This window comes from Rhizobium sp. ZK1, assembly GCF_047782645.1.
Lineage (GTDB): Bacteria > Pseudomonadota > Alphaproteobacteria > Rhizobiales > Rhizobiaceae > Rhizobium.
In genome coordinates, this window is the sequence record NZ_CP180586.1 from 3874739 (window position 1) to 3886626 (window position 11888).

At 59.2% G+C, this 11888-nt stretch carries 13 protein-coding genes; 7 read left to right on the forward strand and 6 right to left on the reverse strand.

What is annotated here, in order from left to right:
• The first annotated feature begins 126 nt into the window (after positions 1 to 126).
• Complete coding sequence (locus ACK9YZ_RS19640) at positions 127 to 855, forward strand: Bax inhibitor-1/YccA family protein (protein WP_112545650.1); 729 nt, start codon at positions 127 to 129, stop codon at positions 853 to 855.
• Positions 856 to 965: 110 nt separating this feature from the next.
• Positions 966 to 1523, forward strand: a complete 558-nt coding sequence (locus tag ACK9YZ_RS19645; RefSeq protein WP_416064889.1) for a GNAT family N-acetyltransferase — start codon at positions 966 to 968, stop codon at positions 1521 to 1523.
• A 6-nt stretch (positions 1524 to 1529) separates the two neighbouring features.
• On the opposite strand, the gene ACK9YZ_RS19650 is transcribed toward ACK9YZ_RS19645, so the two are convergent.
• The 3 genes from ACK9YZ_RS19650 to acnA all read right to left on the reverse strand — a co-directional run bounded on the left by ACK9YZ_RS19650 (position 1530) and on the right by acnA (position 5872).
• Complete coding sequence (locus ACK9YZ_RS19650; protein WP_216756215.1) at positions 1530 to 1931, reverse strand: DUF2794 domain-containing protein; 402 nt, start codon at positions 1929 to 1931, stop codon at positions 1530 to 1532.
• A 273-nt stretch (positions 1932 to 2204) separates the two neighbouring features.
• The gene (locus ACK9YZ_RS19655) at positions 2205 to 2945 is read right to left on the reverse strand and encodes a DUF1223 domain-containing protein (protein ID WP_216756216.1); all 741 of its coding nucleotides are present in this window, start codon (positions 2943 to 2945) and stop codon (positions 2205 to 2207) included.
• 236 nt (positions 2946 to 3181) lie between these two features.
• Entirely contained in the window at positions 3182 to 5872 is a 2691-nt protein-coding gene (gene acnA / locus ACK9YZ_RS19660) for an aconitate hydratase AcnA (RefSeq protein ID WP_416064890.1), read from the reverse strand.
• Positions 5873 to 6133: 261 nt separating this feature from the next.
• On the opposite strand from acnA, the gene ccmA reads away from it, so the two are divergent.
• Genes ccmA through ACK9YZ_RS19685 form a run of 5 tightly spaced genes read left to right on the forward strand, consistent with a single transcriptional unit; the run spans position 6134 to position 9025 of the window.
• A complete protein-coding gene (ccmA, locus tag ACK9YZ_RS19665; RefSeq protein ID WP_416064891.1) occupies positions 6134 to 6778 on the forward strand; it encodes a heme ABC exporter ATP-binding protein CcmA in 645 nt (214 codons plus the stop codon).
• Positions 6775 to 7434 (forward strand): heme exporter protein CcmB, encoded by a 660-nt coding sequence (gene ccmB / locus ACK9YZ_RS19670; protein WP_416064892.1) that lies wholly within the window; start codon positions 6775 to 6777, stop codon positions 7432 to 7434. Before ccmA ends, ccmB begins: the two co-directional genes overlap by 4 nt.
• A gap of 48 nt (positions 7435 to 7482) precedes the next feature.
• Entirely contained in the window at positions 7483 to 8244 is a 762-nt protein-coding gene (locus tag ACK9YZ_RS19675; protein ID WP_416064893.1) for a heme ABC transporter permease, read from the forward strand.
• 2 nt (positions 8245 to 8246) lie between these two features.
• Positions 8247 to 8420 carry a heme exporter protein CcmD gene (gene ccmD, locus ACK9YZ_RS19680; protein ID WP_216756221.1) on the forward strand — a complete coding sequence of 58 codons (174 nt, stop codon included), beginning with the start codon at positions 8247 to 8249 and terminating at the stop codon, positions 8418 to 8420.
• Positions 8417 to 9025 carry a DsbE family thiol:disulfide interchange protein gene (locus tag ACK9YZ_RS19685; RefSeq protein ID WP_216756222.1) on the forward strand — a complete coding sequence of 203 codons (609 nt, stop codon included), beginning with the start codon at positions 8417 to 8419 and terminating at the stop codon, positions 9023 to 9025. Before ccmD ends, ACK9YZ_RS19685 begins: the two co-directional genes overlap by 4 nt.
• Here the strand turns inward: ACK9YZ_RS19685 and ACK9YZ_RS19690 are convergent.
• Genes ACK9YZ_RS19690 through ftsY form a run of 3 tightly spaced genes read right to left on the reverse strand, consistent with a single transcriptional unit; the run spans position 9022 to position 11875 of the window.
• Positions 9022 to 9609 (reverse strand): DUF2585 domain-containing protein, encoded by a 588-nt coding sequence (locus tag ACK9YZ_RS19690; RefSeq protein WP_216756223.1) that lies wholly within the window; start codon positions 9607 to 9609, stop codon positions 9022 to 9024. The genes ACK9YZ_RS19685 and ACK9YZ_RS19690 overlap by 4 nt on opposite strands.
• The gene (locus tag ACK9YZ_RS19695; protein ID WP_416064894.1) at positions 9606 to 10250 is read right to left on the reverse strand and encodes a septation protein A; all 645 of its coding nucleotides are present in this window, start codon (positions 10248 to 10250) and stop codon (positions 9606 to 9608) included. The genes ACK9YZ_RS19690 and ACK9YZ_RS19695 overlap by 4 nt, the downstream gene beginning before the upstream one ends.
• 59 nt (positions 10251 to 10309) lie before the next feature.
• The gene (gene ftsY / locus ACK9YZ_RS19700) at positions 10310 to 11875 is read right to left on the reverse strand and encodes a signal recognition particle-docking protein FtsY (RefSeq protein ID WP_416064895.1); all 1566 of its coding nucleotides are present in this window, start codon (positions 11873 to 11875) and stop codon (positions 10310 to 10312) included.
• Between the last annotated feature and the right edge of the window lie 13 nt (positions 11876 to 11888).

Sequence of the window (11888 nt, forward strand, 5' to 3'; positions counted from 1 at the left end):
GTTGCAAAGGCCTTGTTTGAAATGAGCGAAAGCCTCATATTGTCTGCAGGCATGCTGGAGCTCCGCAGCGGCGCCCGGGTCGTGAACCCGACACCGTATCTTCATCGGAGCTTGTAAGAGGAAACTATGGCTGATCTTCGAAACTACCAAAGCCGTGCACAAACCGGCGAAGTGATTGATCAAGGCCTCCGCGCTTATATGCTCAAGGTCTACAACCTGATGGCGCTGGGTCTGGCGATCACTGGTTTGGCCGCCTATTTCGCATTCACCTTCGCCGTCCAGGACGGCCAGCTCACCCAGTTCGGCCAGGTCCTGTACCAGTCGCCCCTGCGCTGGGTCGTGATCCTTGCGCCTCTTGCGGCGGTCTTCTTCCTGAGCTTCCGCATTAACCGCATGAGCGTGGCTGCGGCTCAGACAACCTTCTGGATCTATGCTGCGCTGGTCGGTCTCTCGCTGTCGTCGATCTTCCTGATCTACACGCAATCGAGCATCACACAGACCTTCTTCGTGACCGCCGCCTCCTTCGGTGCGTTGTCGCTCTACGGCTACACGACCAAGCGTGACCTGTCGGCGATGGGCTCGTTCCTGATCATGGGTCTCTTCGGCCTGATCATCGCTTCGCTGGTCAACATCTTCCTGGCTTCGTCGGCCCTGCAGTTCGCAATCTCCGTGATCGGCGTGCTGATCTTCGCAGGCCTCACCGCCTACGATACCCAGCGGATCAAGGAAATGTATTATGAAGCAGACGGTTATGACGTCGCTGGCCGCAAGGCCATCATGGGCGCCCTGACGCTCTACCTCGACTTCATCAACCTCTTCATGTTCCTGCTGCAGTTCATGGGCAACCGGAAATAACCAGGCTGGACTGAAACACGAAAGGCGGCTTCGGCCGCCTTTTTTGTTGCGAGCAGTTGACCGGAGTGCTTCAACAAGAGCCTTCTCTCAACCATGCCGATCGACTCGAAATGCCCCCTATTCTACGCGACGCCCTTCCTTCCGATCTTCCCGCCATTACCGAAATCTACCGCGAGTCCGTGCTGAACGGTACGTCCAGCTACGAGATCGTACCGCCGACGCAGGCAGAAATCGCAGCCCGCTTCTCCGCCATCCGCGAGCAGAGCTATCCGTACATTGCCGCCACCGGCGAAGACGGAACCCTGCTTGGCTACGCCTATGCCTCCGCCTTCCGCACGCGGCCAGCCTATCGCTGGCTGGTCGAGGATTCGATTTATCTCAGCACGGAGGCGCGCGGAAAGGGCATCGGCAAGCTGCTGCTCGGAGAGCTGATCTTCCGCTGCACTGTGTCTGGCTTCCGACAGATGACCGCAGTCATCGGCGGCGCGAGCCCGGCTTCGATCGCGCTTCACCGCTCGCTCGGTTTCGAAGTGATCGGCCTGATGAAGGGTACTGGCTATAAGCACGGCCGCTGGCTGGACACGATGCTGATGCAGCGCGAACTCGGCGAAGGGACGGAAACCCACCCCGATCCTGATGCCTATCCCGGTACGCTGTTCAAGGGATGAGCTTGTCTACTTGTCGACGAGCTTCAACGACTTGTCGAAGACCTTCAGCACCGGTCCGAGCTCGTGCCCGCGCTTCAGGATCATGCCGTTAAAATTCACCACGGAAAATGCGCCCTGCTTTGCGGCAAGCTTCGGGTTCTTCTCGATTCGGAAGAGAGGCATTTCGCCTGAGCGCTTGAAGACAGAGAAGACTGCCTTCTCCTTGGTGTGGTCGATGGCATAGTCTTTCCACTCGCCCTCGCCCACCATACGACCGTAGATCCACAGGATCTGGTCGAGCTCCCGCCGGTGAAATGTCACCGGCATCGGCTCCTTGTTTTGTCTGTATTCCCTGAGATCAACGACGGTTGAAGAACTATTGTCGACGGAGCGGCTTTCGCCGTGTCGCAAATCCGGCGTATCTGTCATCAGACTCCCAAGACCTCCACGTGTGACAGGAGAGTGACAGTTTGCCCGAGCCACGTCAAATTGCAAGGGTACGGACTGTCACACTGTGGACGAAACCGGCTTTCTCCGGAGCGCCGCATTTCAGTCAAAACAGCGCCTCATTTCCAAGAGAACTATAGGTTCCAGTTTGGCGCCAGCGCGCCAAAGGGCCCGGCGGAGCGTATCGACCTTAACCCCAGCCCCGAATACGCTTGGCCGGGCCGCCTGATATTCATCCGCAAGCGGATGAAATTCTTAGATATTTTTTCCAGCCATGACGACGGCCGCGCCGAGGATTGCTCCCGGATCGCCGTTAGGCGTCGCAGACTGCAAGAGAATCGCCGACCCCTCCAGATCAGGTTTTTCCATCACACTCGCCGGCAGGGTGAGCGTCGTGGCCTTGCCGTCCCACATGCCGACGGTCTCCACATCGGTCACACTGTGGAGGTAAGAAATCTTCTTGCCGCTGTTTTCGCCCTTCTCGACATCGATCGTTTTTTCCTTCTCGAAATAGACGATCACGACATTGGCCTTGCCCTGTCCGGCGCCGAGCTTGATCTCCAACTCATCGCCGCTCATACGCGCACTCACAGGTATTGTCAGGCCTTTACCCTCGTTGGCATAGCCGTTTATCTTGCCGTTGATGCCGGCGAGATCCGCACCTGCAAGATGGTCACGGCCATTGACGATTGCCTGTGGGGTATAGACATTGCTGCGACCCATCATGCGGGCATAGCCGTACTGCCGCTCGGTATTTTCCTTTGAGCTCAGCGTGTCGGCCCAGCCGAGATAATTCCAGTAGTCGACATGATAGGCGAGTGCGATGACATTGCCCTGGCTGACAAGCTTGCGGAATGCGGCATCGGCCGGCGGACAGGAGGCGCAGCCCTGCGCCGTGAACAGTTCAACGACGCCTTTCGGCGTGCCGTCTTCGGCCAAGAGCGGACCTGCAAAGGCAAGCCCGGCGACCAGCGGGATCAAAAAACGCGGGGACATTCACCAGCACCTCTTTTTCAGCGCCGGCAACAGTCCTGAACCGCCGGCTCTGAGATATGAACGTACGAATAATCCTTCCAGGTCCAAACGCAAAGTCACGAACGGGTGAGACGGAGCCCCAGGCGGAGTGCAGCCGAAACACATCACCGTGAGCTGTGAAACACCCTCGTTTTCCGCAAAGAAAAACCGCCGGAAATTGCTCTCCGGCGGTCATTATCAGGCAAGTATCTTAACAATCAGGCTGCAAGGTCGCGCAGAACCGTCTGCAGGATGCCGCCATTGTTGAGGTATACGACCTCGTCCAGCGTATCGACACGCGACAGCAACGGAACGTCCTTTACCGTTCCATCGGCGTAGGTGATCTTGGCGATCTTCTTTTCGCGCGGCTTGATGTTTTCGAGGCCCTCGATGGTGACGAGTTCGTCGCCCTTCAGGTTGAGGCTCTGCCAGGTCGTGCCCTCTTCGAAGACGAAGGGGATGACACCCATGCCGACCAGATTCGAACGATGGATACGCTCGAAGCTCTGAGCGATCACGGCCTTGACGCCGAGCAGGTTGGTACCCTTTGCAGCCCAGTCACGCGAGGAGCCGTTGCCATATTCCACGCCCGCGAAGATGACGAGCGGAACGCCTTCGGCCTTGTACTGCATGGCCGCGTCGTAGATCGAGGTCTCTTCTTTGGACGGATAGTGGATGGTGTAACCACCCTCCTTGCCGTTGGCGCCGAGCATGAAGTTGCGGATGCGGATATTGGCGAAGGTGCCGCGCATCATGACTTCATGGTTGCCGCGACGCGTACCGTACTGGTTGAAGTCGGCGACTGCGACGTCATGGCCAATCAGGTAGGCCCCGGCCGGCGAAGCGGCCTTGATCGAACCGGCCGGAGAAATGTGGTCGGTCGTAATCTTGTCGCCGAAGAGGCCAAGAACGCGTGCGTCCTTGATGTCCGACGTCCCGGTACCCTTCTTGCCCATGCCGACAAAGTATGGCGGGTTCTGGACGTAGGTCGAGTCGTCGTCCCAGGCATAGGTCTGGCCTGGAGGAACCTGAACGGCCCGCCAGTTTTCGTCGCCCTTGAAGACGTCGGCATACTTGGTTTCGTAGAGCTCGCGGGTCACGTATTTCTGGATGAAGTCCTGAACCTCGTGCGAGGTCGGCCAGATGTCCTTGAGATAGACCGGGTTGCCGTTCTGGTCTTCGCCGATCGGCTCCTTGGTCAGGTCTTTCTGCACCGTGCCGGCAAGTGCGTAGGCGACGACGAGCGGCGGCGAAGCGAGATAGTTCGCCTGGACGTCCGGAGAAATACGGCCTTCGAAGTTACGGTTGCCCGAGAGCACGCCGGAAACGATCAGGCCCTTGTCGTTGATCGTCTTGGAGATCGGCGCCGGCAGCGGGCCGGAATTGCCGATGCAAGTCGTGCAGCCGAAACCGACGAGGTTGAAGCCGAGCTTGTCGAGATCGGCCTGCAGGCCGGACTTGGCAAGATATTCGCCGACCACCTGCGATCCCGGAGCAAGCGAGGTCTTAACCCACGGCTTGGTCTTTAGACCCTTGGCAACGGCGTTGCGGGCAAGAAGGCCTGCAGCGATCAGAACCGACGGGTTGGAGGTGTTGGTGCAGGACGTGATGGCGGCAATCGCGACGTCACCATGGCCGAGATCGAAATCCGTGCCTTCGACCGCATAGCGGTTGGAAAGTTGGCCGGGCTTCTTGTAGTCGGCATCCATCGAGCCGGCGAAACCGGAAGCGATGTTTTCGAGCGCGATGCGGCCTTCCGGACGCTTCGGACCGGCCATCGACGGAACGACGTCGCCGAGATCGAGTTCCAGTGTGTCGGTGAAGACGAGATCGGAACCGTCGCCTTCACGCCACATGCCCTGAGCCTTGGAATAGGCTTCGACGAGTGCGATCCGGTCATGCGTACGGCCGGACATGGTGAGGTAGTTGATGGTTTCGCCGTCGACCGGGAAGAAGCCGCAGGTGGCGCCGTATTCCGGACCCATGTTGCCGATCGTCGCGCGGTCGGCGAGCGGCATGTTGTCCATGCCCGGGCCGAAGAACTCGACGAACTTGGAAACGACACCCTTCTTGCGCAGCATCTGCACGACGGTCAGAACGAGATCGGTCGCAGTGACGCCTTCCTTCAGCTTGCCAGTCAGCTTGAAGCCGATGACTTCGGGCAGGAGCATCGAAACCGGCTGACCGAGCATGGCGGCTTCAGCTTCGATACCACCCACACCCCAGCCGAGAACGCCGAGACCGTTGATCATCGTCGTGTGCGAATCGGTGCCGACGCAGGTATCAGGATAGGCGATCGTTTCGCCATCCTCTTCCTTCGTCCAGACGGTCTGGCCGAGATATTCGAGGTTGACCTGGTGACAGATGCCGGTGCCCGGAGGAACGACGCGGAAATTCTTGAACGCCTGCTGACCCCACTTCAGAAAGCGGTAGCGCTCGCCGTTGCGCTGATATTCCAGCTCGACGTTTCTGGCGAAAGCCTGCGGCGTGCCGAATTCGTCGACGATGACGGAGTGGTCGATGACGAGGTCAACGGGAACGAGCGGATTGATCTTTTCCGGATCGCCACCGAGAGAAACCATCGCGTCGCGCATTGCGGCCAGGTCGACGACGGCGGGAACGCCGGTGAAGTCCTGCATCAGCACGCGGGCCGGACGGTAGGCGATCTCGTTCTCGACGGCACCCTTGTTATCAAGCCATTCGGCGACGGCAAGGATGTGCTCCTTGGTGACCGATTGACCATCCTCGAAGCGCAGCAGATTTTCCAGCAGCACCTTCATCGAATAGGGGAGCTTCGATACGCCCGGCAGGCCGTTTGCCTCAGCCTTCGGCAGGCTGTAGTAGACATAATCCTTTCCACCAACGGAAAGCGTGGACCGACAATTGAAACTGTCAAGAGATTTAGACACGAGAGACCCCGTTTCTGATAGCCAACACAGTCGTGCGAACGCCTATGCACTTAATGCACATCAGGATGCGGGTACGGCCATTTCCGCTGTCCGCACGTGAGGAGAAGACCTCAAGTTCGGCGCAAGGATGAAATTCACGCCGACCGCTGGCGTGGTTGCAGGTCTTATAGATAATTTCGTAAAGACTTGCCATACCGACAAAGGTCAAAATTGGACATTTTTTGAGCCTGCCCGAGGGCGCAATGAAGAAAGAGCCGATGCATGCATCTTATCGCTGAAAATCTGGCTGCCCGGCGCGGGGAAGATCTGATTTTCGTTAACGTTTCCTTTCACTTGCAGGCCGGCGAGGCGCTGATTCTAACGGGTAAAAACGGATCAGGAAAGTCCACTTTACTGCGGGTGGTGGCAGGCCTTTTAAGGCCTGAAAAAGGCTCAGTCACAACAGCCGATTTGCACGTTGGCGAAAGGCGCCCGGCAGCAGAAGCAAGCCACTACCTCGGTCATCGTAACGCAATGAAGAATGAACTTACGGTTGCAGAAAATCTGGATTTCTGGCGATCTTTTCTCGGGCCGGCTGAAGTCGTAGGCCTCAGCACTGAAGATGCCGCAGAAGCTGTCGGCCTGCCCGGCATAACCCACCTGCCCTTTGGTTACCTTTCCGCCGGCCAGCAGCGCCGCTTTGCCTTCGCCAAACTTCTGGTAGCGTATCGCCCTGTCTGGATCCTGGACGAGCCGACGGCAGCACTGGACGCGAGCGCAGACAAATTGTTCGCGGGGCTGATCGAAACGCACCGCCGGGAAGGTGGCATCGTAATCGCCGCGACCCATCAGCCGCTCGGGCTTGAGAATGCCGCGGAGTTGCGAATGACCGGTTTTGCCGGCGCCGAGGAGGGAGTCTGGGGATGATCGCCCTCTTCCTTCGCGACCTCAAGCTTTCCATACGCGCTGGCGGCGGCGCATTGATCGGCATCCTGTTTTTCCTGACGATCGTCGCCGTCATTCCTTTCGGCGTCGGACCTGATCTTGCGTTGCTCTCGCGCATCGGCCCGGCTATCGTCTGGATAGGCGCTCTGCTTGCGGCCCTTCTCGGGCTCGATCGCCTGTTCCAGGCGGAGCGCGACGATGGCTCACTCGATCTGATGCTCATGCAGGAAACGCCGCTGGTGCTGACTGTGCTCGTCAAATGCGCTGCACACTGGACGGCAACCAGCCTGCCGCTCGTCATCGCTTCCCCATTGCTCGGCCTCTTCATGAACATGAACGAGACAGCGATCGGCGCGACCATGCTTACCCTTCTCGTCGGCTCGCCGGCGATCAGCTTCATCGGCGCCGTCGGTGCAGCCGTTGCCGTTGCGCTGCCGCGCGGTGGCCTGCTGGTCTCGGTACTCATCCTGCCGTTGACGATCCCGGTGCTGATCTTCGGCGTCAGCGCCACCTATGCAGCGGTCGTGGGACCATCGCCCTTCCTGCCGCCGTTTCTGATCCTCATTGCCCTGACGCTCTTCTTCGCCGTCATCGGTCCGGCTGCGGCCGCGCTGGCACTCAGAAACACGGCGGATTGATCGCCACTTCGATTGCGGCTCCGGGCGGATCAAGGTAAGGAAGCGGATATGAGCGAAACGAGCCTTGCCATCAGCAAATTCAGCGACCTCGCCAACCCGACGCGGTTTCTGGCGCTGGTATCGCGCGTCATTCCATGGCTGGCCGGCATCACCGCCCTCTGTTTTATCATCGGCCTCTATCTGAGCTTCTCGACGGAAGGGGATTACCAGCAGGGCGAGACCGTGCGCATCATGTATGTGCATGTGCCCGCGGCCTGGCTCTCCATGATGTGCTATACGATCATGAGCATTTCGGCGATCGGCACACTCGTCTGGCGCCATCCGCTGGCTGATGTGTCGGCCAAGGCCGCCGCCCCGCTCGGAGCCGCCTTCACCCTGCTTGCACTCGTCACCGGCTCGCTCTGGGGCAAGCCCATGTGGGGCACATGGTGGGTCTGGGATGCGCGACTGACCTCGGTCTTCATTCTCTTCCTGATGTATCTCGGCCTGATCGCGCTGAACCGCGCCATGGATGAACCCTCCAAGGCTGCGCGCGTCACCGCCGTCCTCATCCTCGTCGGTTTCGTGAATATACCGATCATCAAGTTCTCGGTCGACTGGTGGAACACACTGCATCAGTCGGCAAGCGTCATGCGCCTTGAAGGCCCGGCAATCGATCCGGAATTCCTGCGCCCGCTGCTGATCATGGCGATCGCCTTCACGCTGCTGTTCTTCACCCTGCATCTGATGGCGATGAGAAACGAGATCTGGCGCCGCCGTATCGCCTCCCAGCGCCGCATGGCCGCCCGTATGGCAGGCCGGGAGGAATAGCGATGGGCGGTTCCTACGCTTTTTATGTCTATGGCTCCTATGGCTTTGCTGCCCTCGTGACGATTGCAGTGACGCTCTGGACCTGGTCTGACGGGCGGGCGCGCCAGAAGGAACTGGCAGCGCTGGAAGCCGCCGGCATTCGCCGCCGCTCCGCCAGACCGAAGGACGGCGAATGACCGAGGCTCCACAAGAGGATAGACCGAAGAGCCGCGGCCCCAGCCGCTATGCACTTGCTCTGATCCCGCTGGTCGTTTTCGGCGGCATTGCCGCGACTGCAGCAAAAATGCTCTACGATCAGGATTTCCACGGCAAGAACATCGCCGAGATTCCGTCCGCCTTGATCGGAACGGAAGCGCCGCCGCTGAATCTGCCGCCGCTCGAAGGCTCTGGACTGCCGGCGCTGACGGATGAGGCGGTCAAGGGCAAGCTCACTCTCGTCAACGTCTTCGCCTCCTGGTGCATTCCCTGCCGCGACGAACATCCTCTCCTGAAGCAGCTCGCCGAGGATGGGCGGCTGAACATCGTTGCGATCAATTATAAGGACAAGAACGAGAACGCCCTGCGCTTCCTCGGCGAACTCGGCAACCCCTACCAAGCCATTGGCATAGACCCGAACGGCAAGGCAGCGATCGACTGGGGTGTCTACGGCATTCCGGAAAGCTATCTCGTAGCACCCGACGGCACGATCATTTACAAGCGTGTCGGCCCTTTCGACGATATCAGCCTGAAGGAAGGCCTTTTTCCGGCAATGGAAAAGGCGCTGGGCAAGCCGGTTTCTTAAGCCCCGCTCTGCCAGACCTTGATCGCTTCGACAGGCCAGATCAACATCAGAACATTCAGCGTCAGATTGTCCCGGATCACGTAACCGGTGAATATCTCGAAGAAGATCGCAATGGCAACCGTCAGCGCCACGGGCGCTCTCGAGGCGAAGAAGAAGCCGACGGCCATGAAGATCGTATCCATGACCGAATTGATGATGCTGTCACCGTAATAATCGAGCGAGATCGTCGCCGTGCGGTAGCGATCGATGATCAGAGGCGAATTTTCCAGAAGCTCCCAGCCGGATTCGACGAGCATTGCCAGAAGCAGCTTCGCCGCAAGCGGCTTGCCGCGAAGCAGGAGGTGCGCAAGCCCGTAGAACAGGAAGCCGTGGATGATGTGCGACGGCGTGTACCAGTCGGACAGGTGCTGGGAATTGCCGCTGGAATTGACCGTGCCTTCCCAGAGTTTGACGTAACCACAGGTACAGATCGGCACCCGGCCCATCAGATATTCGGCGATGATCTGGACGATCAACACCGCAAGGCAGGCAGAAAACCAGAAGACCTGATGCCGCGCTCGGTCGGCGCCGTCGATGACAGTCACTTTTCGCCTTCCGCCTCGGTCTGAATGCTGTGCTTCAGAATCAACGGCATCTGGGCCATCGTGAAGATGATGGTGATCGGCATCGTGCCCCAGACCTTGAAGGCAACCCAGAAATTATCCGAGAAATTGCGCCAGACGACCTCGTTCAGCACCGCGAGGAAGAGGAAGAAGATGCTCCAGCGGATCGTCAGCTTGCGCCAACCTTCGGCATCGAGCTGGAAGGCAGCGTTGAAGACATAGCCGAGCAGCGACTTTCCAAACAGCAAACCACCGAGCAGAATGCCGCCGAAGAGCGCGTTGATGATCGTGGTCTTCATTTTGATGAAGATCTCGTTTTGCAGATAAATGCCGAGGGCTCCGAACGCCAGGACCACGATGCCGGAAATAAAGGGCATGATCGGCAGATGACCGAGCACCACCTTGGAAACCACCAGCGAGATCACCGTCGCAGTCATGAACAGCCCGGTCGCGACGAAAAGTGGACCACCGAGTTCGGCCAACGCCGGAAAACGCGCGACGAGCCATTCACCACGCAGATTGGCAAAGAAAAAGACCATAAGCGGCCCGAGTTCCAGCGCCAGTTTCAGAAGCGGATGATGCCGGTCTGCGGCGCTGGGAGTAATATCGCTTTCAGTCGTCATGCTTCTTCAAACCTGCTTTTTTGCAATGCATGCAAGCCATCGACGGCTAATCTGTGGCATCATTGGCCGATACCGGCAATGGCTTGCGCAAAATCCTCTGCCTCGAACGGTTCGAGATCGTCGACCCCTTCCCCTACGCCGATGAAATAGACCGGCAGCTTATGCTTGGCGGAGATCGCCACCAGGATGCCGCCGCGCGCCGTGCCGTCAAGCTTGGTCATGATCAGCCCGCTGACACCGGCGACATTCCGGAAGATCTCAACCTGATTGAGCGCATTCTGTCCGGTTGTCGCATCGAGTGTCTGGAGCACGGTATGCGGCGCATCGGGATCGAGCTTGCCGAGCACGCGCACGATCTTTTCCAGCTCGGCCATCAGCTCTGCCTTGTTCTGCAGACGGCCCGCCGTATCGATGATCAGCACATCGCATTTCCTGGCTTTTGCCTGTTCGAAGGCGTCATAGGCAAGGCCCGCAGCATCCGCGCCAAGCTTGGTGCCGATGAATTCGGATTTGGTGCGATCGGCCCAGATCTTCAACTGCTCGATGGCGGCAGCGCGGAACGTATCGCCGGCCGCCACCATCACCTTGAGGCCGGCGCCGGAAAGCTTGGCTGCCAGCTTGCCGATCGTTGTCGTCTTGCCGGTGCCATTGACACCGACGACGAGGATGACATGCGGCTTGTGGGAGAGATCGAGCTGCAGCGGCTTGGCAACCGGCTTCAATACCTTGGCGATTTCACTCGCCATGATGCGGCTGACATCCTCGCCGGTCACATCCTTGCCGTAACGCTCCGAAGCCAGCGTATCGGTCACCCGCATCGCCGTCTCGACGCCGAGGTCGGCCTGGATCAGCAGGTCCTCGAGATCCTGCAGCGTATCATCGTCGAGCTTGCGCTTGGTGAAAAGCGCAGCGATCTGGCCGGTAAGCTGAGAAGAGGTGCGCGCGAGACCATTGCGCAGGCGCTGGAACCAGGAAAGCCTCGGCTGCGGCGCGGCCATAGGTTCGGGTTCGGCTTCCGGTCCGGTGGCAAAGCCTCTGGGAAGGATGGGATTCGGCGCCGATTCGGCGGGGGTGACGCCCCCCTCTGTCCTGCCGGACGTCTCCCCCGCAAAGGGCGAGATTGGCAAGGATTGAGAATCCTGCACTACCTCAGCTGGAATTTCCTGGGCGTCGTGAGTCGGAATCTCTTCTGGAAATGTCTCGGTTGGCTCGACTCTGCCTTCCTCTCTCACGGCAGCGTCATCCTCCAAACGATCTCCCTCCTCGTGGGGGAGATGTTCCAAAGGGACAGAGGGGGGTGCTGCCGCAGCGTCGTCTGCGTTCGCTTCCGCCTCGGCTTCCAGCAGCGACAGAGGGACAACGCCCATGTCGCCCAGATCATCGGCAGTAGGGAGGAATTCGGACCGGGCTTCAACCGGTTCCTGCTCCGCGAGAGCTTCCTCGATATCCGCCGCCGGACCGCCGGCCGTTTCCATTTCTTCGGCAAGAACCGGATCAGCAGCAACCGGCAGATCTTCGTCGCGCGAGCGCGGCTCCAGTTCCTTCTCCACGGCTTCCGGCACGAGCTCTTCAGCCGGCTTGTCCTTGCCGAAAGTGAAGACCTTTTTGATGAAACTGAGCGCCATGAAGCTGTCCGTG